Below are 25,834 nucleotides of genomic sequence, written 5' to 3' on the forward strand. Positions count from 1 at the left end.
ACAATACTTTTGTAATCAGTTAATTAATCCACTTTATGAAAAGAAATTACTTTTTCTCAATTGTCTTCAGCCTAACATTTTTTCCTTTCGTTTTTAGTCAAATCCTAACAGAATCTTTTAACGATGATTCTGGTTTTACAAAAAGTGAAAATTTTTTTACTGATGGTCCTGACGACTATTTTGGAATATTTGATCCACTAGGAATTTCAGATGATTACGATGGAAGTCCCGTAACAACAGGAATACCTACATACACTGGAAATACAAATACATATTTAATTGGAGAAGATTTAGATGGTAATGGCGGTTCTGCAACCAGAACACTTACTTGGTCAAATATTGATATATCTGGTTATAGCAATTTAACATTAAGTGTTGATTTAGCAGCCGATACTGGGGCGTTCGATGCTGCAGACAACATAACTTTTGAGGTAAATATTGATGGTTCTGGTTACAATAGTATTATTGTTTTTAATGGAACAGGAACCAATTCAGATGCTACAAATGGCTCAATAACGTTAAGTACAATATTTCAAAATGTTAACGCCAACATTACAGGAACAGGAAATTTATTAGATTTAAGATTATCAATAACAGCAAACGCCGATGGTGAAGAATTTGCCATAGACGAAATTATTCTAAACGGAACACCTCCTGTGGCATGCAGCCACTCAATTACTAGTTTTTCACCAATAGAAGGTCCTGAAGGCACTGAAGTTACAATAATTGGAAGCGGCTTCACTGCTACTAGCATTGCTTATTTTAATGGTATAGCAGCTACTACAACTCAGTTTGTTGATAATAATACTTTAATAGCGACTGTACCAAATACTGCTACTGGTTCTATATCTGTAATAGAGTCAAGTTGTACAGAAACAAGTTCAAATTTTACAGTAACAGAATTCACTGGCACTTGTTCTAGTCCATTTAATGATTTAATAATTTCTGAGGTTTACGATTCTTCAAGTGGTTCTTTAGGTTATATCGAATTATATAATGGAACTGGAGCTACAATAGACTTATCAGAATATGAAATTGACAGATACGCTACTCTTGGTGGTGCAGTCACTTTTACATACAACTTCCCAGCAATCAATATAAATGATGGTGATGTGTTGATTGGAAAAGTAAGTAATGATAGCGATGTTGATGGTATTACACCAGATTTTATATTTACAAATACAAGTGGATTTAATGATGATGACCGTTTAGAGTTGGTGTTTTCTTCTACAAATACAGTTGTTGATGATTGGCACGATGATTCTGTGACAGGTGCGGCAGGCTTTTCTTATTTGAGAAACACCAATATTACAGGACCAAACCCTAATTTTGATGCTTCAGAATGGGTTGGAAACGGAACAGAAGATTCGAGTGATTTAGGAAATTACTCAATAGTTATTCTTGGAAATCCAACAATAACAAGTCAACCAACCATTGTCAATGGATGCCTTGACGTATCAATTTCTATCATGGCTGCGGCTGGAAATAGCGGCACACTAACATACCAATGGAAATACAACGACGGTTCAACTACTAATTGGTTGGATGTTACACCAGCAGCGTTTGTTGCAGCTACCGTAACAGGTGAAACTACCAATGCCTTATTTATTTCTGGTATAGACTTAAATGGATATCAATTTTATTGTGAAGTAACTGAAGATGCCACCTGTTCTATTGCTAGTAATGCTATCAGTACAACTTCTAGCACAGTAACTTGGGACGGCACAAATTGGAATTGGAATGATGGTACCGCACAAAATACACCGCCAACACTTTCTGACAGTGTCATTATTAACGGAAATTTTGATACGGCCGGAGGCGGATTAGAAGTCAGTTTCAGCGCATGTAGCCTAACTGTTAATGCTGGTTTTAATCTAAACGTTCAGAATGATACTTATATCCAAATTCAGAATGATATTATTGCTGATGGTGATATCAATGTATCAACTAGGGGATCTGTTGTTCAAGTTAATGATTTAGCTACAGTATTAGGAACTGGTAATATTTTAGTTACAAAAGTAACGGCCATTATGAATACGGCTAACGAATACACTTATTGGAGTTCACCTACTGCAAATACAACAATAGCTAATGGGTTAACAGACAGTAATCCTTCTCGTAGATTTAAATTTAACGGAGTAAATTTCTTAGATGCAACAGCAGAAACTAACAATAACGGTGCAACCGCTCCTGGCCAAGATAATATTGATGATGATGCTAATGTATGGATACCTGTTGGTGGTGCAGAAGTTATGACGCCTGGTGTTGGATATGCTTCTACACACAATCCTTTAATCTTCTTTTTCCCTGGCCAATATCAATACACCTTCGAAGGTTATTTTAACAATGGAATCTATAATGTTCCTGTTTATAGAAATGACTCTGAATTAAATGATAACAACTGGAATTTTATCGGTAACCCATATCCATCTGCAATTAATGCTGCTGACTTCTTTAATGAAAACGCTCAAGAATTGAACGTTAACGGAGCTATTAAAGGTGCTATTTATTTATGGTCGCATGTTAGCCAAGCAAATGCTAATAATAACGGAAACCAAGTATCTAATTTTGCACAATCGGACTATGCTATTCTAAATTATATGGGCGGCACTGAAGGCAACACATCTCAAGGTGTACCTAATGGTTATGTAGCATCTGGCCAAGGATTTTTTGTAGCGATGAGTGATGCTGTAACACCTGATTCAACTACTGGTGATATTGCGCAAAGCAATGTGGTTTTCAATAACTCTATGAGATCGACTGGTAATAACGATCAGTTTTATAGAAATTCTAACACTACTGTTGAGAGGTATTGGCTTAATCTAACGACCGATAATGGTGCTTTTAGTCAAATATTAGTGGGTTATACAAATAACGCAACATCCAACTTTGATGGTTATATCTTTGACGCACCTAAAAACATTAACAATGGCGTACATACTGCTTTATACTCTAACATTGCTGGAGAAAGCAGAAAATTCGGAATTCAAGGGAAATCCATTTCAGATTTAGATATAGATGAAGTGGTGGATTTAGGCTATGTGACAAATATTAACGAAGCTACAATCTACACCATTTCATTAATTCAATTTGAAGGTAGTTTTATGACTGCAAATAAAATCTATATCAAAGACAACCTATTAAACATTATTCATAACCTTAAAGATTCAGACTACTCATTTACATCAAATACAGGTGAATTTAATTCTCGTTTCGAAATTGTATTTCAGAATACAACCTTATCTACAAATGATGAGTTAATGCAAAATGCGGAATTGAAAATCATTGAACAGAACAATGGAGACCTTCAATTTAAAGTAAGTAGAAACTTTAACATCACAAATGTAGAAATATTAGATATTTTAGGAAGAAGCCTCTATAATCTAGATGCGAATAGTTCTTCTGAAATTTACGACTTGCAGCTAAATAGAGCTAATTATATCGCAAGAGTAACACTGTCTAATGGACAAGTCTTAAGTAGAAAAATTGTTAAACAACAGTAGTTAAAGCGCATATCTTAATGCAAGAATAAAATTTCTACCAGCAGCAGCTATACCTGAAGAATATGGTCTATATCTTTGATCTGTAATGTTCTCTAAGGTTGCAACTAACGACAGCTTTTCACTAAAGGTATATTGAGCTCTCATATTCATAGTGTACCATGAAGGCGAATAAGGATTACCATTATCATCTCTTGCATATAGATAATCTTTTGATAATTCTGATGGTGCCAGTTCATTAAATGAAAGTTCACCATTGTAAACTAAAAAAGCGTCAAACAACAGTTTTTCGTTTTTCCAGATTAAATGTGTTCTACCAAAACTTGGTGCCACATGCCTAACTGGTACTTCAATGCCATTATTCTCCTCTGTACCCCCAATAATATTGTATTGTGAACGTAGTTTTAATTTCTCATTGAAGTTTACTTCAACCCCAGCTTCAAAACCGTAAATCCATGCCTTCGATGCATTTTGAATGGCTTGTACGGTGCTCAACTCCCCATCATATATAATTTCTGTTTCCCCATTTAAAACAAAGTTTCTTGTAATAAGCGCATTGTCTAAGAATGTATAGTATGTACCAAGATCAAAAATGACTTTATCATTAAAATTTAACTTTAATCCTAATTCACCACTATATGCATATTCTGGTTTCAAGTTGTTATTAGGCACTACAACAGATCCAGGTTCGGAATCAAAAACCTTACCTATATCATCAATATTTGGTGCTCTAAATGCAGTTGAAGCATTAAGTTTCCATTGAATCATATCGCTCGGTGACCATGTTATACCAGCCGTACCAGTAAGTGCACCCGTATTCACTTCAGAATCGTTAAAGGGTAGATTTAAAAATGCATTATTTTCTATAAAATCCGCCTTTGTAATCACTTGATTATATCTTAATCCTGTTTGAAATACAAATTCTTTGCTAGGTTTAAACTTAAGGCTGGCATATGCTGCCATTGACTGCCAAGTTGAACCATCTGGATATCTTGTAACATTAGGAACACTTGTATTGGCGTCAATATTCTCTTCTTTTCCTTCTGAACCTACAAGATTAAACAAATACTCCAATCCATAAAACAAAGATGTTTTTCTACTTAATCTTTTCTCTAAATCGAGATTGAAGGATAGCGCATCGACATTTTCCTCTCTGGTTTCTCTTAATGGAGATTGATATTCTCTAACAATTCTACTTTCTTGAAAATTTTGATATGCTAAGGTTGTTTGTATCTGATCATAAAAACTAGAACTACTGCTGGTTTTTGTGACTTGAAAACTACTCATAAACCAACGTTGAGGTCCGTATTGCCATTCTGCAGAACGTAACATGTCATCTCTAGGTCGAAGTAATCTATCATATCGTGGATAGTCGGTCGTGGATGTATAATACAAACCCAAATCAAATTGTAAATTATCTGAAGGCTCGTAATGTACTTTTTGCATTAAGTTTAATTGATTATATCCAGTTGGTTTTTGAATTTTAGGATTAGGATTAGACACTAAAATATCTTCACCATTTTGAGTTATAATATAATTAGGCCTCAGATATTCATTTGGTCCATGACTACCCATTTTGAGATCATCAAAACTAGAGAAACTTACGTTTGTTAAAAAACCCCATTTCTTATATCCAAGATTTAAATCAAAATGACCCGTTAACTCATTATTTGCGCTAGCATATCTTCCAAGTGTATTAACTTGTAAAAACATCTCATCCTTATATGACAATTGAGGCTTTTTAGTGTAAAAACTCATTACACCACCAACAGCATCACTACCATAAACCACTGAACCAGCACCGAGTGTAACTTCAGTATTATTAATTGACAATGGATCTATAGATATCACATTTTGAAGATTTCCTCCTCTAAATATGGCATTATTCATCCTTACTCCATCAACAGTAATCAATAATCGTTTAGTAGAAAAACCTCTAATCATAGGACTTCCACCACCAAGCTGACTTTTTTGAATAAAAACATTTCCTGTATTGTCTAATAAGTCTGCACTAGTTTGTGGGTTTGCAACAACAATATCGCGAGCACTTATATTTATTATGGACTGTGGAATATCGCGTTTGCTTTGCTCAAATCTCGAAGCTGAAATAACAATTTGTTCTAAACCTTCAACTTTTGGCTGCAAGAAAATAATATTAGAATTTGATATGATTTCTGACTTTGCAATTTGAAGCTTATTGAATAAAAGGTTTTGAAAAATGACCACCTCATTTAGGTTAAATCTTTTTAAATCTGCTTTACCTTTAGCATCGGTAACAAGATACTTCGTCTTTTTTAAATTGTAAATTGCAACATCCTGTATTGGTTCATTGGTATCTTTATCTAGTACAGTAACTACTTGAGAAAAACTCAACTGAACAAAAAGAAATAAAACTAAGAGATAAAAATTCTTAAACGCCACCTTTACACGCATCTACAACAAGAGCTTTGATTATGATTCTTAACGAAATACTTCGTTGAGTACTTTAAGTGATTTTGGTTTTTTAAAACCTTCCAAATGTAACTCAAAATAAAACAATAACATGCTTAAAAAAGCTTGTCTTTGTTTTCCATTAATTTTCAGTGTATGTAGGGCATCAAAATTTATGCCTAAAAGCTGATTAAGCAATGTTAAATTGTCACCTGAAATCGTATAAATACCATTATTAGTATTGGTAAATATACCTGATTGAAGGTCGAAAAATAAAAACTCATTGTTAGATCTTTCAGGGTAGAAACCTAAATATCTAGTGAGCCTTAACAGAAACAATAAATGAAAGTTTGAAAATTGATCTTCATTATCTAAATATTGAAATGAAGTCTCTAAATAATTGTATAATTCTGCATTCTGTTCTTCTTCCTTCAATACCAAGGATAACACTTCAGAGAGAAACATTACAATAGAACTTTTAAAAATATCGGTATGAAGTGATGAATAAATGTAATTCAACTTTGCTTCTTTAATAGAATGTAACGTTTGATTTGGTTTATAATTTTCTTCTATTAAAAGTTGAGATAAAGGTTGAAAATAAACCGTTTTTGACTGACCTCTTTTAGACTTTAAAACACCACGAAGTATATAACTTACAACACCTCTTTGAAGTGTATAACACTTTACAATGAGATCATAATCTCTATATTTTAACCTTGAAAGAACTATGCTCTGGTTTTTGGTAAGCATACTATCTCACAATTAAGACTTTCAAAACTTTAGTTTCAAAAGAATCTAGGTCTGAAATCATAACTAAATACACACCAGATTGCACCACTGAATTTGCTAAGTTTTTACCATTCCATATTGCTGTTCCACCATCAATGGCAAAATTATAATTAGCGCTTGAGGCTCTTCTATTAACATTAGACTGTGCCTCAGCCACTAAATTACCTTCTACATCAGTTATCTTAATATTTACATCTTCCGTTAATCCACTTATCTTTATGCCTTTATTGATATCATTGAGATCATTAGACCCTAAAAGATCATATTCTGGTCTTACTGGATTGGGATAAACAAATGCATTTTCTAAAGTGTCTTCCGTTTTTGATCCTCCAGCTCTAAATGACAAAAGCCCTTTCACAGTAGCTATATAAACAATACCATTATTAGAATCAATAGATATATCATTTATAGAGTTGGAAGGTAATGGCGAGTTGTCTGTTGTAAAATGATAAATAGTATTTTGACCGTCAGGAGAAAAACAAAAAACACCAGAATCTACTGTGCCTACCCATTTATTGTTAGAACCATCAACTTCAATATCTAAAATAGACTCCCCAGCCAACAATTCCTTTGGAATACCATCTTCTAAAATAATTATAGATCTTAAAATAGGATTAGGGTCCTCAAAAAAACCACCCGTATTAAATAGCACACGTAATCCTTTTGTCATTCCTACCCATAATTGGTTATTATTATCAACTGCTACAGTCGTAAAACGACTAAATGGCGGAATGTTTTGACTTTCAGCATTCATATTTCTTATGGGATTACTTCCGTTGCTTTCATTGTAAGCTATAAGACCATTGGAATACGAGCCAATCCATTTTGTACCATTGCGATCAATATCTAAATCAAAAAAACCAAATTCGTCATTAAAAGCATCACTGATGATTGAAGAAAAGCTATAAGATTGCCAACTACCTGAATTAGGATCATAGCTTTTTAAAGCACTGTCTACTCTGCTATTTAAAACCCATAATCGACCAGAGTTATCAAATTCTAAACCAGATATTCTTACATCAATATAATTTGGATTCCCGGGGAGACTCAATGATTCTAAACCACTATTTGATTCATTAAACTGAAATGTAGATTCAAAATTGTTCATCTCTAGCATACCGTCAATAAAAGAACTTATAAAGACTTGATTAGGATTGAATATATTAGGAGCTATTCTATTCAATTCTCTTGTTCCTTGAAGGCTATCAAAAGGTATACTTTGCCATTCATTATCTTCAAAATAACTAACACCTCTTGAATTCAATGGATATGGGTTGAGCGATTCTGAAAATTCACCATATGTTACCCAAACGTTTTCGGTTTCTGCATCTATTCGAAAAGGACTATTTAATAACGGTCCGTTTGGCTTAATCTCTGTGTACAAAGTATTATCAATTAATGAACTTCTTAATACACCTAAATCTTCTGATCCCATATATATAAAACCATCGAACTCGACAGCTGAAGTATAGGAAGTTTCGAACAAATCATTTGGCTGAAAAATATTTACTAACTGGATATTAGGATCATATACATATATAGCATTAGCAGTACTGACTACAAAATGTGATGTATTCACCGATGTATCTGTCGGTAATTGTTCAAATACAAAAAGTGAATTTATCTGAGTACCATCAATTTCTACAAGCGTTCTATTTAATCTAATCGCGTAAATTTTATTATTAATTACATTTACGGTTGCAAAATTTCCACCTATAAATGTTTGCCACTGTTCGAAATCTACAAGATTGGGGTTGTCTAAACTTGCTTTTTTCAATCCGTTAGCACTATAACATGCGACATAAATATCGTTATTGAATATTGTAACTTGATTTACATTTATTTGCGCACCACCATTTCCTAAAAAATAAGTATCCCCAAACTCTAATGCATTCAAATCATATACAGAAACACCGTAATCAGTAGAAATATAAACCAAACCCTCATGCTCGAAGAAGTGATTTATTCGCTTTCTTGCTGGCGTAATGTTTTGTTTTTCTAAAATATCTATCACAGTTAAGACACTACCATCAATCTCTGAATATATTTCAATCAAACCTGTTTCATAACCTAATACTACATATTGATATTCTTCACTATATAAAAGTGTTGTAATTTCTTCCCCTGAAAGCCCCTGAACAGTAGTGATTGTTCTTATCTTACCCGTCAATACATCATACTCAAAAAAAGCACTTTCGGCTGCTGCATAAATTTTATTATTACCTTCTACAACATCTACTATTTCATTATATGAATAATGTCCTTCCCATAAGGCAGAGAAATCCTGAGAAAAACTTTGAGTAGTTATAAATACAATGCATACAATTAACTTAAAGACTCTTAAAAACATTTATTTAATTCTTTGTCCAAATATATTTAATACTAACGATAATCTCAGGGATATCATATAATTACTAACAAAAAAAGCTTCTGTTTTACAGAAGCTTTATATATTTAAATTGGACAAGGTTCTTAAATTACACCTTGAGCAAGCATTGCATCTGCAACTTTTACAAATCCTGCAATATTAGCTCCTTTAACATAATCAATATAACCATCATCATTTGTTCCGTATTCAACACAAGAATCATGAATGTTTTTCATAATTTCTTTTAATCGTTCATCAACTTCTTTTCTTGTCCAGCTCAATCGTAATGAGTTTTGACTCATCTCTAAACCAGATGTTGCAACACCTCCGGCATTTGAAGCTTTTCCAGGTGCAAATAAAATACTAGCTTTATGGAATTCATGAATTGCTTCTGGTGTTGAAGGCATATTTGCTCCTTCTGACACACAAATACAACCATTATCAACTAATTGTTTTGCTTCGTCACCATTTAGTTCGTTTTGAGTTGCACATGGTAAGGCAATATCGCACTTCACAGACCAAGGTCTTTCTCCTTCAAAATACTTTGCTGAAGGATATTTGTCAGCGTACTCACTAATTCTTCCTCTTCTGTTATTCTTAAGATCCATTACAAAAGCTAATTTCTCTGAATCAATACCGTCTTCATCATAAATATATCCGCCAGAATCAGATAGTGTTAATACTTTTGCACCTAGCTCAATAGATTTTTCCGCAGCAAATTGTGCTACGTTTCCTGAACCAGAAATAACAACATTCTTACCTTGGAATGAGTCATTACTTGTGCTTAACATATTCTCTGCAAAATAAACAGTACCATAACCTGTGGCTTCTGGTCTAATTAAGGATCCACCCCAAGATTGACCTTTCCCAGTTAACACGCCTGTAAATGTATTGTTCAGTTTTTTATACATCCCAAACATAAATCCTATCTCTCTAGCACCTACACCAATATCACCAGCAGGTACATCTGTATTATGTCCAATATGTCTATATAATTCAGTCATGAATGCATGACAAAAACGCATTATTTCGTTATCTGATTTTCCTTTTGGATCAAAGTCAGAACCACCTTTACCACCACCCATTGGTAGTGTCGTTAAACTATTTTTAAACACTTGTTCGAAGGCTAAGAACTTCAAAATACTTGCGTTTACTGTAGGATGAAATCTTAATCCACCCTTATAAGGACCGATTGCAGAGTTCATTTGTATTCTATAACCTCTGTTAACTTGTATTTCCCCAGAATCATCTACCCAAGAAACTCTAAAAGAAATTAATCGTTCTGGCTCCACCATTCTTAATAAAATGTTTTTGCCATGATAAATATCGTGCTTTACGATATACGGAATAACTGTTTCTGCAACTTCGCGAACTGCCTGTAGGAATTCTGGCTCATGGCCGTTGCGCTTTTCAACTAGTGCTAAAAACTCTTCAATTTTATCTTTCATATAAAATATTGTTAATAAATAGTGGTTTATTGACTGCAAATATACGTTATCTTCAAAATTAACGTATGTTTTTTTTGATATTCTCAATATTATTTTAAATCACACTGTTGATATTGTAAATATTTTAAACATGCAAGAAAAGTGTCTTTCATCCGTTTTATTTTGTGGTTAGTCGTGTTTTCATATATTTGTTTAGCCTTTCGTAATAATTATACAGTTTCATGAACGTTAAGATTAAAAAACTACTTATGCCCTTAGTATTGTTAATATCGGTGCAATTAGGGTATGCACAATTTGGATTCTCTCATGAAATTGGTGTAATTACTGGTCCAGTGGCTTATATGTCTGATTTTGGTGTGAGATATGACTTTGAAACAAATTCTGGAAATACAGGTTTTGGAATTGGCATCGTACATTATATCAACTTTGCTTATCGCGCAGACTGTAATTGCTACACAAGTGATACTTATTTTAATGACCACTTTAAACTAAGAAGTGAAATAGCTTGGAATAAAACAACGTTAAACCATTTTGGAAAATGGGTAGACTCAGATAGAACGACTGTAGAAGCTAATCAATTAAGAGCACATACCGGTGAAGCCCAAAATTGGGATGTGGGTATGCAATTAGAGTATTTCCCAAGAAGCATTAGAGCCTTCGCAGCTGGCGCATATTCTTTTGCTCCTTTTGTAAGTCTTGGAGCACATTACGTCACATTTAATCCTTCTGTTGAAACCACCTTTGGTGATCAAAATGAGAATAACCCGAATAATTATTATTCGTTTTGGGAGCCAGGATCTGTCAATGCAGAATCAGGATCAACATGGTCAATAGTATCTAGTGTTGGTACTAGATATAAACTCACAGTATTATCTGATTTAATGGTTGATTTAAGGTTTCAATATTTCTTTAGTGATTGGACGGATGGCCTTAATCATCAATTACCGTCAAACAAATCGAATGATTGGATGGTTTGGCTGAACTTTGGATACATTTATTACTTAGATTAAAAAAAAACACTGCATAAAAAAAGCCAAACATTACGTTTGGCTTTTCTTTTTTCAAGATGTTCTATCTAAGGTTTATCCTATGGCTTGTTTTAAATCTTCAATTAAATCTTCTTCGTCTTCTATTCCAACGCTTAATCGAATCAAAGAATCAACAACACCTGTTTTCTCACGTTCTTCTTTTGGAATACTCGCATGTGTCATACTAGCAGGATGACCCGCTAATGACTCCACACCACCTAGAGATTCTGCAAGTGTAAAAATCTTTAGGTTTTCAACAATCTTTATAGCTTCATCGTAGTTGTTTCCTTTTGTTGTAAAAGATACCATACCACCAAAATCATTCATTTGAGACTTTGCAATGTCATGGTTTGGATGACTTTCAAAACCTGGCCAATATACTTTTTCAATTTTTGGATGACTAGCCAAGTACTCAGCAACTGCTCTACCATTCTCGCAATGACGTTGCAAACGGATGTGTAATGTCTTTATACCTCTTAACACCAAAAATGAATCTTGTGGGCCACAAACCGCGCCACTCGCATTTTGAATAAAATAAAGTCTATCCGCTAATTCTTTGTCCTTAACAACCAAAGCACCCATAACAACATCACTATGACCTCCTAAATATTTAGTAGCAGAATGCATTACTATATCCGCACCTAATTCTAATGGTTGTTGTAAGTATGGTGTAGCAAATGTATTATCAACGGCTAAAAGCACGTTATGTTTTTTAGCAATACTAGCCGTTGCTTTAACATCAATAACATTCATCATTGGGTTGGTTGGTGTTTCTACCCAAATAAGTTTTGTGTTTTCATTGATATAATCTTCAATGCGTTCGGCATTTTCCATGCCTATGAAGTGAAATTTAATTCCAAAGTCTTCATAAATTTTAGTAAACAAACGGTACGTTCCACCATATAAGTCATTTGTAGAAACAACTTCATCACCTGGTTGTAACAATTTTAAAACAGCATCAATTGCCGCTAAACCAGAACCGAAAGCCAAACCATAGTTACCGTTTTCTATGCTTGCAAAGGCATTCTCTAAGGCATTTCTTGTCGGATTATGAGTTCTTGAATATTCGTATCCTTTATGTCCGCCAGGAGTAGATTGTGCATACGTTGATGTTTGATATATTGGTGGCATTACAGAACCATAAGCCGGATCGTGTTCTTGACCACCATGTATTGTCTTTGTGTTGAATTTCATAGTTTATATAATTAAAAAACCTTAGACGAATTAGTGCCTAGCACTTTACAAAATCGTTTATAAGGCAACAAAAGTAAAGCATAATTCGTTGTATTCAAATCTATAGTTTACCTTTAGTTATTGTTTAACATCAATCTATTTTAGCTTGAAACGCTCACTACAAATTTTGGTTTTAATTTTCCTAGTTTTTTCATGTAATGATGAATCTAAATTATTGCAATTTGAAACAACTTCATTAGATAAAGATTTTGAAGCTGATATCTCAATTACTTATGATAGTACTTTAGGTAAGGATGAATTAAGTAAAACAATAAACACCAATATTGAAAAAGCAATCCTCCAAAATGTTAGTTCTAATGAAAACGCAGAGCATTTAAAAGATGTGGCAAATGCATTTAATAAGGAATATTTAGATTTTAAAACGCAGTTTGAAGAAGCAGCAGAACCTAAATGGGAATTACATATTGAAACAGAAAAAACATACCAATCAGAAGACGTTATCACCATAGCCATTAGTACTTACGAATTTAAAGGTGGCGCGCATGGTAATGATGCGATTTCATTTTTAAATCTTAATGCCAAAACAGGACAGACTTTTGAATTTAAAGACAGCATTAAAGACATAGAAGCATTTAAATCAGTTGCAAAAGCACATTTTATAAAAAGCCTTGAAGCTGAATACAAAAATGGAAAAATGGAAGATTTCTTCTTTGGAAAACAATTTCAATTAGCCGAAAATATTGGTTACACCGAAGATGGCATAGTGTTATTATACAATATCTACGAAATTGCTTCCTATGACCGAGGTTATACAGAATTTGTAATTCCGTTTGCGGAACTTGATGGTGTTTTAATACTCAATTAGTTGTATTGTTTAACGCTTTACGCAAAGCTAAAATATAACCCAAATGAATACCTTCATGAAAGTTGTTAAACTCAATAGCTTCTTCTACATTGCTTAAGGTGTTTTTAGTCGTAACTGTATACTGATTATAGGTCTGAAATATTTTTGACTCGTAATCTTCCTTCGTTTTTTCAATTGTAGAGAATAGCAGACTTTTAATGGCATCAACTTCAGCTTCAGTTAAATCTTTTTCTGGTTTAGTACCTTTTCTATAAGCATCTATCATCTCATTAGAAACTATAGTAGCCAATCCAGAAAGCTTGTACACCAAAAGCTGTTGGGTTACAATGACATGAGCAATATTCCAAATAATATTATTGTTAAAGCCTTTAGGGATAGTATTTAAATCCACTAAAGACATATTTTCTAAAAACCCTTTTAATAGTTTTCTGTTTTTAATAGTGATATCAAAAGTCCATTCCATAAGCATATATTTTCCTTAAATGTAATTATTTTTTAAATCAAATACGGTTTCTTTGCAATGCTGAAATCATATATAAATGAAAACACTCTTTTACTTAAGTACTTGCGATACTTGTAAGCGTATTATCAATTCGCTTGATTTACCTGAAGACATTAAACTTCAAGATATAAAAACTGAAGCCATTACAGCTCCACAACTAGAAGATATGCGTGAATTAACAACGAGCTATGAGAGTTTATTTAGCAAGCGCGCAAGGTTATATAAAGAACTTGGACTAAAAGATAAATCCCTATCAGATGATGATTATAAAAATTACATTCTAGAACATTATACCTTTTTAAAACGACCAGTACTTATCTTCAATAATAATATATTTATTGGCAATTCTAAAAAAGTAGTAGAGGCTGCTAAAAAAGCAATACATGAATAGTAGAGCATTTGCCATTTTTGCACTTTTTATGGTGCAGCTTATCTACGGTTTAAACTACACTATCGCTAAAGTTGTAATTAATGATAACTACATTAAACCTTTTGGCTTTGTGCTTTTAAGAGTTGCATGTGCGACTGCACTTTTTTGTGCGCTCAGTGCAATTATTCCACAGCAAAAAATAGAGAAGCGGGATTTCTTTAAACTCTTTGTCGCTTCTGTTTTTGGGGTTGTGGTTAATATGTTATTCTTCTTTAAAGGTTTAGAATTTACGTCACCTATACATGCTTCAGCAATAATGACTATTGTACCTATCATTATATTAATTCTGTCAGCTTACATTCTTAAGGAAGAAGTCACAAAAAAAAGAATTTTTGGAGCAATTTTAGGTTTTTCGGGCGCTTTGGTTTTAACCATTTACGGTAAATCTGATAGAGTTGGGGACAATATACCACTTGGTAATTTACTTATCTTTCTCAATGCTGTTTCTTATAGTATTTATATCATTTTAATTAAAAAACTAACTAAAAAATACCATCCATTTACATTTATAAAATGGCTATTCTTGTTTGGTACAGTGTTACTTATTCCGTTTGGTTATCATGAGTTACAACTTGTAGAGTGGCAAACATTTACGCCATATATTATTTTTTCGGTATTATTTGTAATTATTGGGGCTACTTTTGGCACATACTTATTAAACCCTTTAGCACTTAATAAACTGAAAGCATCTACAGTTGGTGTGTTCATTTATTTACAACCCGTTATTGCTGGACTTTTTGCTATAATTATGGGCGCTGACACCATAGACATCATAAAAATCCTTGCGATGGTACTGATATTTTCAGGTGTATATTTGGTGTCCTTAAAACCTAAAAAGGCAATCTAATTTGAAGTTAAGATCAAAAATATTTAAAGCAGTAGACGACATTCCAAAGGCATATTGGGATAGCTTAAATTGTTGTGATAACTTATATTATTCACCAGACTTTTTAAGAGCTTTCGAAATTGCAAATACAGATATAGATTTTAACTACATCATTGTACTTAAAGATGAAGAACCCGTTGCGTTTGCCAATACACAGATTGTAACTATTGGTATCGAAACGATTACCAAAAACATAAAAATGTCCTCAAAAATAAGACGTACTGTGAACAACATGTTTTGTAAAAACAGCTTACGTGTTATGTTTTGTGGTAATATATTTTTAAGTGGTGAGTATGGTACATTTCTGAAAGAAGGTGAACCAAAAATTGAAACTTTTAAAGCTTTAGCTAAAGCCACAAAAAAGATATATCGTTGTACGAGACTGCATGCTATTTTTATTAAAGATTTTGAAAATGAATCATTAGACATTACTGATCATTTGAAATCTTTTGATTATGCTTCAATGCACGTTGAGCCAAACATGATTATTTATCTTAAACCAGAATGGCAATCCTTTGATGATTATACAAAATCTCTAAAATCTAAATACAGAGTAAAAGCAAATAGAGCCGATACTAAAAGTGGAGTATTGAAGGACAAATTCTTTTCAACTAAGGATATCATCAACTATAAAGATGAGCTACAAAGCTTATATCAAAACACTATTGATAATGCAGATTTTAACGCGCAAATCCTTAACCTTAATACATATATCCATCTCAAAGACACCTTTAAAGAAAAGTTTATAGTTAAAGGGTATTTTCTTGATGGTAAACTTGTCGGATTTTTATCTGCAATGCAAAACAAAACACATTTAGACGCGCACTTTATCGGTATAGATTATTCTCAGAATAAGGAATATGGTATTTATCCAAGAATTCTCAATGATTATGTTCGTCTTGGTATTGAAACCCAATCTGAACAAATTAACCTAGGTAGAACTGCATCAGAAATAAAAAGCACACTTGGTGCACAACCAAAAACACTCACTTGCTATTGTAAGCATAAACGCTATTTACCAAACCAAATCTTGAAACCCTTTATAAAAAACGTTCAGATCAAATCATTTAAGCAGCATCAACCCTTTAAAACAAACTAAACCTCTAAAGGTCTTGGTCTTACACCATGCTTGCGAGTATCTTCTTTGGTAAGTACTTTAAAGTCTTTCGATTTTGGAAATTTATCCGCCAATTCAAGAAGAGGTTCGGGTAAACCTGTCAGTTTTCTTGTCTTTAAATCTATCCAAGAACCCATCATTTCACAAAACGCTAAATTTTCCCCTTTTTGATTGTAGAAATTATGTTCAAACTTAAAAAGCATACCATCTTCACTCAATCCTGACACTTCAATTGTAACGGTAATTGGCATGCCTAAAAATGACTCTTTAAAATAGTACATGTGTTCATAAAACACAACCGGACCAATACCAAATTTCCTAATCTCGGGCATTGTAAAACCTTGTTCAGCAAAAAAAGACATTCTTGCATGACTCATAAAATTGGTGTAGGCAGAATTAGCTAAATGCGCATTTGCATCAACATCACTCCAACGGATTTCGAACTGTTTTTTGTACATAAATTTATTTTAAATAATCATGACAAAGTTATAAAAGTCCCTACAGTAAGTTCATCCCTTTAAGAAGTTATTAAGACATACATTTTTGTACCTTTGCTCAACTTTAATGACTTCAGATTAATGATACAATCCATGACAGGTTATGGGAAGACTGTATTACAGCTCCCAACAAAAAAAATATCAATAGAATTAAAATCTTTAAATAGTAAAAATTTAGACATCAATGCGCGCATGCCTTCAATGTATCGTTCTAAAGAATTAGATATAAGAAAAGGTATTGCAAAACATCTGGTTCGCGGAAAAGTAGATTTTTCTCTTTTTGTTGAAATTACAGGAGAAGATACAAGTTCTAAGATTAACAAAACCGTGGTACAAGAATATATCAAACAACTCAGAGAAGTCGTTGATGGTGACACCACAGAATTGCTAAAAATGGCTATTAGATTGCCAGATGCTGTAGCAACCGATAGAGATGAAATTGATGAAGAAGAATGGACTATAATCAATAATGGAATCAATGAAGCGCTTTCTAAAATTGTGGCATACAGAAAAGATGAAGGAGCGATATTAAAACAAGATTTTCTAAATAGAATTAAGACGCTTAAAAATCTTTTGGAAGATGTAATAACCATGGACCCAGAACGCATTGAAGGAGTTCGTGAAAGACTAAACAAAGGAATTGCTGACATTAAAGAAAAGGTAGACGAAAACCGATTTGAACAAGAACTGGTTTACTACATTGAAAAATTTGATATTACAGAAGAAAAGGTTAGACTAGATAATCACTTAGACTATTTTATTAAAGCGTTAAATTCTGATGATTCTAATGGTAAAAAGTTAGGCTTTATCTCTCAAGAAATTGGAAGAGAAATAAATACTATAGGTTCTAAATCTAACTATGCACCAATGCAAAAGTTGGTGGTACAAATGAAAGATGAGTTAGAGAAAATTAAGGAACAATTATTGAATGCCCTTTAATTACACTGAATTATGTCAGAAGAAATGAATAAAAAACAGGGTAAACTTATAGTGTTTTCGGCACCATCTGGTTCTGGTAAAACAACCATAGTACGTCATTTATTAAAGCAAGAAGAGTTAAATTTAGAGTTCTCTATTTCTGCAACTTCACGCGAAGCTCGTGGCAACGAAGTGCATGGTAAAGATTACTATTACTTATCTCTTGAAGAGTTTAAAAACAAAATTAAAGCTGACGAATTCTTAGAATGGGAAGAAGTTTATAGAGACAACTTTTATGGCACTTTAAAAGCTGAAGTAGAACGTATATGGGCAAAAGGTAAGCATGTTATTTTTGATATCGATGTGTCTGGTGGTCTTCGTATAAAACGCAAATTCCCAGAACAAACTCTTGCTGTTTTTGTGAAACCACCAGATTTAAATGAACTAGTTAGACGACTTAAGGAAAGAGGTGAGGAAACAGAAGAAAAAATAAGTATGCGTGTTTCTAAAGCACCTGCAGAATTAGCTACTGCTCCACTTTTTGACGAAATTGTTGTGAATTCTAACTTAGAAGAAGCACTTAACAATGCTTATCATTTGGTTTCTGATTTTTTGAAAAACTAAGAACTGTCATTCCTGCGAAAGCAGGAATCTAATTAACTCATACTAATTTAAAAATGAGATTCCTGCTTTCGCAGGAATGACAAAGGAATGAAAATAGGACTCTACTTTGGCACATTTAATCCAATTCACATTGGTCATCTTACCATAGCAAATCATTTAGCTGAGCATAGTAATTTAGACCAAATTTGGTTTGTAGTTACACCTCAAAGTCCTTTTAAAAAGAAAAGCACACTACTAGACAACCATCAACGTTTAGAAATGGTTTATCGTGCAACCTACGATTATGACAAGCTCAAACCTAGCGATATTGAGTTTGGTCTAAAACAGCCAAATTACACCATTGACACGTTGACCTATCTTTTAGAAAAATTTCCTCAGCACGAGTTTTCATTAATTATGGGAGAAGACAACCTAAAAAGTTTTCATAAATGGAAAAACTATGAGCTCATTCTAGAAAATCATGATATTTATGTATACCCAAGAATTTCTGAAAGCTCTGTAAATGAGAGATTTATTAATAACAATAAAATTTTTAACATATCGGCCCCAATAATGGAGCTGTCTTCTACGTTTATAAGAAAGGAAATTAAAGCTGGAAGAAACATTAGACCAATGTTACCTGAAAGTGTATGGCAATATATCGATGAAATGAACTTTTATAAGTGAAATCCAAGTTAAAATGCTAAAAGAGCATTATAGTTTCCTAAAGAATTTTTATTTTAACCCTCTAAAATTAATCCTAATATCCGAGATGATATTTGCTGTCGTTTTTTTATCAATTATAACAACGCTTATAGCTTATAAAGTTAGAGCCATCATAAAGCGCAATAATTTAGAGACTAAAAGCGAGAAAAGAGTTTTGGTTATAAGTATCTTACTTGTACTTTTCATTATAACAAACATTACATTACCTTATCCACAGTCGTTATATTGGTTTATTGGCCTAGGCTTGGTGATATGTAGTATAATATTGTCCTTCGACGTTATTAAAAAAGAATTACGCCGTTTTAAGTCCTTAAGCCCTAAAACAAAGGTGACTAATGTTTTATATTACAGTTTAGCCATAGTTGTTACTCATATTCTCTTATACAACTAAAAATGATAAAATGCATCTTTTAGATGTTCTACCTTATAGTTGTTATCTTTCTTGACAATCGCAATAATATCAAAACGAATTTCTACATCTAAGTCATTTACTATAACATATTCATTTACTGCTTTTACTAAATTTTGAATCTGTTTAGGTTTTACAAAATCTTGCGGATTTCCAAAGTGGATAGTTGAACGTGTTTTTACTTCAACAATAGCCAGTACATTTTTTTTCTGAGCAATAATATCTACTTCCGCTTTATCAAACCTGTAATTCTGTTCAAGAATTGAATATTCTTTATTTAAAAGAAAATCAACAGCAAGCTGTTCGCCTTTTTTACCAAGTTCGTTGTGTTGCGCCATAATTCTAAAATAGAAAAATAATAGTATTTTTAGATAACTATTTTATCAATCAAACCTTTCATCTTGGAATTTCCTTTCAACTTTAATGATTATAGCTCTACGCTACTTATATTTTTTTTTAATGGCATTATTTTTTCTGCATTAACCCTTAGGCAAGGTCTAATTCATAATATCACTGCGAGCAGATGGTTAAGCTTACTTTTATTCTTATATGCTATGTATATTACTCCATACATGCTTGGTTACGCTGGTTGGTATGGTGGTGGATTCACTAGAGAGTTCTTATTTTTTATCCCATTTATGCAAGTTTTACTTATTGGTCCTGTGGTCTATTTTTACTCAAAAAGCTTGTTGAACTCTAGTTTTAAACTTTCTAAAAAAGACTACTTTCACTTTATTCCAGCTTTGCTTTATGCATTTTATAGCTTAGTTGTATTCATCACAGATAAGCTAGTATTGGATGAGTATTATTTCTATGCTGACAATAAAGACAAAGACTTGTCAAACTGGTATCAAGTTGCGGGAGTAGTCTCTATGTTTATTTATTTAATAATGAGTCTAAAATATTATGCTTACTACAAAAAGATACTTTTTGAGACAGTGAGTTATGCAGAATCTATTTTATTTAAGTGGATTAAAAACTTCATGATTGCCTTTTTAACCATACTGGTTTTGAGAATTGTTTTCTTTATAACAAATCCAGAATGGGGAAATTTTGGAAGTCAATACTGGCATTATATCGCCTTCTCATTTGTGTTTTATTATATCGCTATTACAGGCTACAGTAGCATTATTAAGCAAACAGCTTTAAAAGGTGAAAAACTAGAAATAATTAATGTTTTTGAGGAAAGCTTGAAGGTAGATCAAAATGAAAATAAACCAAATACGTCTGACAAAGACGACCAAGAATGGCAAGAAAGACTTTCTGAATTAATGACTAAAAAAAATCTTTATGAAAATCCACGACTAACACTCTCAGATGTAGCAAGAGAATTAAACACCACCACCAAAATAGTATCATCTACAGTTAATTCTGGATTTAATAAAAACTTTAATGACTATGTTAATGAGTACAGAATTGATGCAGTAAAGGAAAAACTCAATAAAGGGGAACATAATACACGAACGTTATTAGGAATAGCTCTAGATTGCGGATTTAATAGCAAAGCAACTTTTAACCGTGCTTTCAAGAAATGTACAGCTTTATCACCAAAAGATTATGTAGATAAAATGGCTTAAAAAAGGTCTCAAATCGAGATTTGAAGCGAATGATTATCATTATTACTTCACATTTGTATCATAATTACAAAATAAACTACAATGAAGACATTATTAACAACTATTAGCTGTTTTATAACACTATCCATAGCTTCACAAAACAACTTCACACAAAATATTGATTCTATTATTGAGTCAACAATACAAAAAAATGACCCTGGTTTAATGATTGGCGTTGTTAGAGATGGTCAGATTATTTACGAAAAATATTATGGGCTTGCCAATTTGTCTCATAAAATAAAAATGGATAAAAACACAAGATGTAATATAGCCTCTACAGCGAAACAGTTCACCGCACTAATGATTCTAAAATTATCATTGGAAAACAAGCTTTCATTAGAAGATGATATTAGAAAATTCATCCCAGAGTTGTACACAAATGTTAAAGAAGCAATTAAAATTAGACATCTCATCAACCACACAAGTGGTATAAGAGAATATATTGGGTTAATGGACTTGCAGAACAAAGCATGGTGGACTCGTGTTGGCTTAGATAATGACGATGTTTTAGAGTTACTAAAAAAACAGGAAGACTTAGGTTTTAATCCGGGATCAAAATATGTCTACAGCAACTCCAACTATAACATTTTGGCAAAGATTATCGAAAAAGTTACTCAGCAAAAATTTAAAGTTTATGCAAAAGAATTTTTCAAATCTCTTGGAATGGAAAACACTGCTTTTCCAAAGGGATATATGACTGTAATTCCTAATAAAGCTGAGGCATACTCAGATTGGGGAGGTGGAGAATGGTATGAAGATATTAAAGTGACTAAAACTGCGGGAGAAGGTTTTTTATTTACCACATTGAAAGATCAATTAATGTATGAGCAAGCCATTCAAAATGCGAAAGATAGCAACAACCAATTACTTATTAAAAGTCAGTTGCCTATTGAAAATAGTGAGATTAAAAGTTATGGTTTTGGTTTAAGATTATTTAACTGGTTTTATGGACCACATAAGGCAGTTCATCACGACGGTGGCACGTATGGTTATAAATCACAAACTGTTCGCTTTACGGATCAAAATCTTAGCATTTTTGTAATGACTAACAACGGTAAAATTGGTACTGATGATATGGCAGACCAAATTGCAAAAGTGTTTTTACCACCAGCTGAAATAAAAGAAACTTCTTATGCAGATCGCTACTTTGAACCTATAAAAAATATAAACCCACTAGTTAATGGCCAATACAGATCACAAAAAGGTCAATTGATTAGAATTGAAAACGAGAAAGGTAAAACCTATTTTAAAAGAGGAAACTTAAAAATTGAACTCATAAAAGAGAAAAATCACCTATATCATCCAGATTACAACAACAAACAAAAAATAATTTTTTATGATAATGAAATGGTACTGTTTGACACAGATGGAACCTCAACTCAATTCAAAAGAATAAACACGCCCTTAGCAACAGTTGAAGATTTAAATATCTTGGTAGGTACTTACCATAATTCAGAATTAAACATTAGTCTTTCATTAAGATTATCTGAAGAAAACATTTTAAAAGTTAAATTCTCAACAAAGTCTATGGAAAGAGATGTTGAAGTGTTAAACCGAATAGAAATGCAATCACGAAATTTTTTATTCAAGGTAGAAAGAGATCTTTTTGATAGACCAAACAACTTACTCGTGTCATTGGGAAGGGCATTAAATATTAAGTTTGTGAAAAAAACCAACCTTAAATTTCAACCACAAATTAAAACAGAGTCTGGATCCATACAAGTAACTACTATTGGATCAAGGAATGGCAATACTTCAGACATTTTATTAACTAAAAATTACGATAATGGTAATGAGGAATGGTCTAAACGACTGGGTGGAAATAGTTGGGATAAAGCAAGTTCTATAATCTCTACCAAAGATGGTTATTTAATTGTTGGCTCAACCAGTTCTTATGGTGTAGGCAATTACGATTTCTATGTAATTAAAGTAGACAAAAAAGGACAAAAAATATGGCAAAACACCTACGGTAAATCTAACAATGACTACGCATATTCTGTTGAAAAAGTTAATGAAGGTTACATTATAAAAGGTACAACACAACTTTGTAATTCTAAAGATGTATTAAATAGAACTTGTACTACAAATGTATGGTTTGTAAACATAGATGAGAAAGGAAATGAATTGTCGAATACTGTCTTAGAAGAAATAAAGTCAAAATGAAAAAATTAGCTACAGCGATAATAATATTTTTTAACATCAACTTAATCTTTACGCAAACTACAGAACAACATTTAAAAACCATAGACGATTTTTTAATAGAAGAATATAAAAAAAATGAGCCTGGCGCTGTGATATTAGTTGCAAAAGAGGGTACTATCATTCTCCAAGACTCCTACGGTCTAGCATCCCTAAAACCTAAGCGTAAAATGAAAACCGATATGGTATTTCAAATTGCCTCTATAACTAAGCAATTTGTGGCAACAGCGATATTGCAATTGGTTGAGGAGCAAAAAATGAATTTGGAAGACCCTATTCAAAAATATGTTCCCTATTATCCTGAAAAAAAATATCCAATTACCATTCATCACTTGTTATCACAGACATCAGGTATTCCTGAATATTTTATTTTGAGTGATGATGAATTATACCTTTTAGCGAAAGAGCATACACCTGAAGAACTCATCAATTATTATAAAGACGCACCATTAAATTTTAAGCCAGGTAGTAAATGGGAGTATAGCAATTCCAACTACCCACTTTTAGGTGCTGCCTTGGAAAATGTTACAGGATTATCTCTCAGAACATATTTGCAAAAATATATTTTTAACCCTTTAAATATGAATTCCACAGGGCTTTGGTTCAACGAGAATATAAAGTCAAAAAGAATACCTGAAGGTTATAATTATAATAACTTAGGCCAATTATATCCAGCACCAAAAATTGTAGGTTCTGCAATGTACGCAGCTGGTGGTATGGTTTCAACAATTAACGATTTATTTAAATGGAATAGAGCATTAAAGAATAAAAAAATACTTTCTGAGTTTGTCGTAAATACACTCACTTCAGAAAAATACACTACAGATCATCAAGGAACAGGTTATGGTTATGGCGTTTTTCTTAAGAACATAAAAGGTAGTTCAACTATTGAGCACGGCGGAAATCTTTATGGATTTACAAGCACTACTTTATATTTACCAAAAGAAGATATTTTTATTTGCATTTTAACTAACAAAAAGTACGACCGTACTGATGAAATAGCAAATTACATAGCTAGTGTAATAATCAATAAACCTTTAAAAATATTAAGTGAAAAAGAAATTACTACCGAAAAATTAAAGGATTACATAGGTACATATCAGCTAGTGGACAATAGCATTTCAAGAGTTTTAGAAATAAGACTTTTTAATGGTCAACCGCTACTTATAGATCCAAAAGAACCTGATAGTGCAGCTATTTTAACGCCAGGAGGTGAAGATGCCTTATTGCTCAAGGTAGGGAATGCCTACTTTAAATTTAGCCGAAATGAATCTAACCAAGTCACTGGTTATAAAGTAAAGCAAGGTGATAAGACATTCATTTTCAAAAAAATAAAATAACTAATGTATAATAGACTCATTTTAGGAATTTATAAAACTTCCAACTTATAACCAACACCATGCACATTAACAAGTTTTACCGAAGTGTCTTCTTTTAGCTTTTTACGAAGTTTCGAAATATAAGTGTCTAAACTTCTACCTACAATAACACCTTTATCTTCCCAAACACGTTTGGTAAGCTCATCTCGCTTAACCACAATGTTTGGGTTTGCAACGAATATTTCGAGTAGCTCACATTCTTTTTGAGACAAACTAATCTCAACCGCTTCTTTTATAAGCTTGTTTTGGTCTGCATAAAACTTATAACTTCCTAATCTAATAAAGGGTTGCTCAATAACTTTTTGTGACTTAGCTTGGTTAAACTTACGTCTTAACATTAGGAATGACAGACAGATCAAAATCAAAGACCCTATTGTTATAATAATCCCATAATTTGAAGTATTCGACTTTAGCCGACCTAGAAATTGTACTTGAATTTTATAACAACCTTTCGGTAAATTTCTATCTAAACACGGAATGATAGTTTTCTCTATCTCATTACTAATTTCATAACTATACGCAACCTCATTATCAGCACATTGAATGACTTCTACTCTATACTTTTTTGGTAAATCAGTATTCTTAAAACTAATATCGATAAAGTCGACCAAATCTGTAGGAACAATAAAAACCTGTTCTTCAAAACTTAGCTCAAATTTTGAGTCTGATATTGCTTTAATCGGCAAGACCAAAGACGTGGAATCAATATTAGCAAGTAGTAATTGATTACCTGCGGAACGCATAGCAACTTTTACATCTGCCGCAAACTCATCATGATTATAGCCTTCAGAACAAGATGACACAAAGAAGTAAAGTGTTATAACCGATAAAAAATATAAGATGTTCTTCATAGCGACTGTAAATAACAGACAATTTGATGATATTTTACAAGTGTTGACACTTCTTTTACACTTTTTTGACATTCTGCAT

21 protein-coding genes are annotated in these 25,834 nt (G+C 32.6%); 12 read left to right on the forward strand and 9 right to left on the reverse strand.

Annotated elements, in window-relative coordinates:
• Nucleotides 1-35: 35 nt before the first annotated feature.
• Nucleotides 36-3,503, forward strand: coding sequence for a lamin tail domain-containing protein (locus tag HRU50_RS12285; RefSeq protein WP_296351386.1), 3,468 nt, complete (start codon nt 36-38; stop codon nt 3,501-3,503).
• Here HRU50_RS12285 and HRU50_RS12290 read toward each other — a convergent pair whose 3' ends face one another.
• The 4 genes from HRU50_RS12290 to gdhA form a co-directional block, all read right to left on the reverse strand.
• Nucleotides 3,504-5,933, reverse strand: coding sequence for a TonB-dependent siderophore receptor (locus HRU50_RS12290; RefSeq protein WP_296351387.1), 2,430 nt, complete (start codon nt 5,931-5,933; stop codon nt 3,504-3,506).
• 27 nt (nt 5,934-5,960) lie between these two features.
• Nucleotides 5,961-6,680 carry a DNA repair protein RecO gene (recO, locus tag HRU50_RS12295; protein ID WP_296351388.1) on the reverse strand — a complete coding sequence of 240 codons (720 nt, stop codon included), beginning with the start codon at nt 6,678-6,680 and terminating at the stop codon, nt 5,961-5,963.
• A 1-nt stretch (nt 6,681) separates the two neighbouring features.
• The gene (locus HRU50_RS12300; protein ID WP_296351389.1) at nt 6,682-9,069 is read right to left on the reverse strand and encodes an ABC transporter substrate-binding protein; all 2,388 of its coding nucleotides are present in this window, start codon (nt 9,067-9,069) and stop codon (nt 6,682-6,684) included.
• Between the two features lie 122 nt (nt 9,070-9,191).
• Entirely contained in the window at nt 9,192-10,535 is a 1,344-nt protein-coding gene (gene gdhA / locus HRU50_RS12305; protein WP_296351390.1) for an NADP-specific glutamate dehydrogenase, read from the reverse strand.
• Between the two features lie 248 nt (nt 10,536-10,783).
• On the opposite strand from gdhA, the gene HRU50_RS12310 reads away from it, so the two are divergent.
• On the forward strand, nt 10,784-11,545 hold the full coding sequence (locus tag HRU50_RS12310; RefSeq protein WP_296351391.1) for a glutamate dehydrogenase: 762 nt from the start codon (nt 10,784-10,786) through the stop codon (nt 11,543-11,545).
• A 72-nt stretch (nt 11,546-11,617) separates the two neighbouring features.
• Here HRU50_RS12310 and HRU50_RS12315 read toward each other — a convergent pair whose 3' ends face one another.
• Nucleotides 11,618-12,757, reverse strand: coding sequence for a cystathionine gamma-synthase (locus tag HRU50_RS12315; RefSeq protein WP_296351392.1), 1,140 nt, complete (start codon nt 12,755-12,757; stop codon nt 11,618-11,620).
• 214 nt (nt 12,758-12,971) lie between these two features.
• Between HRU50_RS12315 and HRU50_RS12320 the strand changes: the two genes are divergently transcribed.
• Nucleotides 12,972-13,622, forward strand: a complete 651-nt coding sequence (locus tag HRU50_RS12320; protein WP_296351393.1) for a DUF3298 and DUF4163 domain-containing protein — start codon at nt 12,972-12,974, stop codon at nt 13,620-13,622.
• Here HRU50_RS12320 and HRU50_RS12325 read toward each other — a convergent pair.
• Entirely contained in the window at nt 13,615-14,085 is a 471-nt protein-coding gene (locus HRU50_RS12325) for a DinB family protein (protein ID WP_296351394.1), read from the reverse strand. The genes HRU50_RS12320 and HRU50_RS12325 overlap by 8 nt on opposite strands.
• A 76-nt stretch (nt 14,086-14,161) precedes the next feature.
• Between HRU50_RS12325 and HRU50_RS12330 the strand changes: the two genes are divergently transcribed.
• From HRU50_RS12330 to HRU50_RS12340, 3 genes are read left to right on the forward strand one after another with little or no spacing between them, the layout of a single operon-like run.
• Nucleotides 14,162-14,515 carry an ArsC/Spx/MgsR family protein gene (locus HRU50_RS12330; RefSeq protein WP_296351395.1) on the forward strand — a complete coding sequence of 118 codons (354 nt, stop codon included), beginning with the start codon at nt 14,162-14,164 and terminating at the stop codon, nt 14,513-14,515.
• Nucleotides 14,508-15,401, forward strand: a complete 894-nt coding sequence (locus HRU50_RS12335; RefSeq protein ID WP_296351396.1) for a DMT family transporter — start codon at nt 14,508-14,510, stop codon at nt 15,399-15,401. Before HRU50_RS12330 ends, HRU50_RS12335 begins: the two co-directional genes overlap by 8 nt.
• 1 nt (nt 15,402) lies before the next feature.
• A complete protein-coding gene (locus HRU50_RS12340) occupies nt 15,403-16,539 on the forward strand; it encodes a hypothetical protein (protein WP_296351397.1) in 1,137 nt (378 codons plus the stop codon).
• Here the strand turns inward: HRU50_RS12340 and HRU50_RS12345 are convergent.
• Nucleotides 16,536-17,015 (reverse strand): thioesterase family protein, encoded by a 480-nt coding sequence (locus HRU50_RS12345; protein ID WP_296351398.1) that lies wholly within the window; start codon nt 17,013-17,015, stop codon nt 16,536-16,538. The genes HRU50_RS12340 and HRU50_RS12345 overlap by 4 nt on opposite strands.
• A gap of 120 nt (nt 17,016-17,135) precedes the next feature.
• Between HRU50_RS12345 and HRU50_RS12350 the strand changes: the two genes are divergently transcribed.
• The 3 genes from HRU50_RS12350 to nadD all read left to right on the forward strand — a co-directional run bounded on the left by HRU50_RS12350 (nt 17,136) and on the right by nadD (nt 19,262).
• Entirely contained in the window at nt 17,136-17,993 is an 858-nt protein-coding gene (locus tag HRU50_RS12350) for a YicC/YloC family endoribonuclease (protein WP_296351399.1), read from the forward strand.
• Nucleotides 17,994-18,005: 12 nt separating this feature from the next.
• Nucleotides 18,006-18,596 carry a guanylate kinase gene (gene gmk / locus HRU50_RS12355; RefSeq protein WP_296351400.1) on the forward strand — a complete coding sequence of 197 codons (591 nt, stop codon included), beginning with the start codon at nt 18,006-18,008 and terminating at the stop codon, nt 18,594-18,596.
• An 87-nt stretch (nt 18,597-18,683) separates the two neighbouring features.
• The gene (nadD, locus tag HRU50_RS12360; protein WP_296351401.1) at nt 18,684-19,262 is read left to right on the forward strand and encodes a nicotinate (nicotinamide) nucleotide adenylyltransferase; all 579 of its coding nucleotides are present in this window, start codon (nt 18,684-18,686) and stop codon (nt 19,260-19,262) included.
• Between the two features lie 426 nt (nt 19,263-19,688).
• Here nadD and HRU50_RS12365 read toward each other — a convergent pair whose 3' ends face one another.
• Nucleotides 19,689-20,048, reverse strand: coding sequence for a YraN family protein (locus HRU50_RS12365; RefSeq protein ID WP_296351402.1), 360 nt, complete (start codon nt 20,046-20,048; stop codon nt 19,689-19,691).
• A 63-nt stretch (nt 20,049-20,111) separates the two neighbouring features.
• Here HRU50_RS12365 and HRU50_RS12370 point away from each other — a divergent pair, with 63 nt between their 5' ends.
• The 3 genes from HRU50_RS12370 to HRU50_RS12380 all read left to right on the forward strand — a co-directional run bounded on the left by HRU50_RS12370 (nt 20,112) and on the right by HRU50_RS12380 (nt 24,865).
• A complete protein-coding gene (locus HRU50_RS12370) occupies nt 20,112-21,287 on the forward strand; it encodes an AraC family transcriptional regulator (RefSeq protein ID WP_296351403.1) in 1,176 nt (391 codons plus the stop codon).
• 81 nt (nt 21,288-21,368) lie between these two features.
• Nucleotides 21,369-23,489 (forward strand): serine hydrolase, encoded by a 2,121-nt coding sequence (locus tag HRU50_RS12375; protein ID WP_296351404.1) that lies wholly within the window; start codon nt 21,369-21,371, stop codon nt 23,487-23,489.
• The gene (locus HRU50_RS12380) at nt 23,486-24,865 is read left to right on the forward strand and encodes a serine hydrolase (protein ID WP_296351405.1); all 1,380 of its coding nucleotides are present in this window, start codon (nt 23,486-23,488) and stop codon (nt 24,863-24,865) included. The genes HRU50_RS12375 and HRU50_RS12380 overlap by 4 nt, the downstream gene beginning before the upstream one ends.
• Nucleotides 24,866-24,894: 29 nt before the next feature.
• On the opposite strand, the gene HRU50_RS12385 is transcribed toward HRU50_RS12380, so the two are convergent.
• On the reverse strand, nt 24,895-25,755 hold the full coding sequence (locus HRU50_RS12385) for a helix-turn-helix domain-containing protein (protein WP_296351406.1): 861 nt from the start codon (nt 25,753-25,755) through the stop codon (nt 24,895-24,897).
• Nucleotides 25,756-25,834: the final 79 nt, after the last annotated feature.

Origin of the sequence: Winogradskyella sp., assembly GCF_013213835.1 — a bacterium.
Lineage (GTDB): Bacteria > Bacteroidota > Bacteroidia > Flavobacteriales > Flavobacteriaceae > Winogradskyella.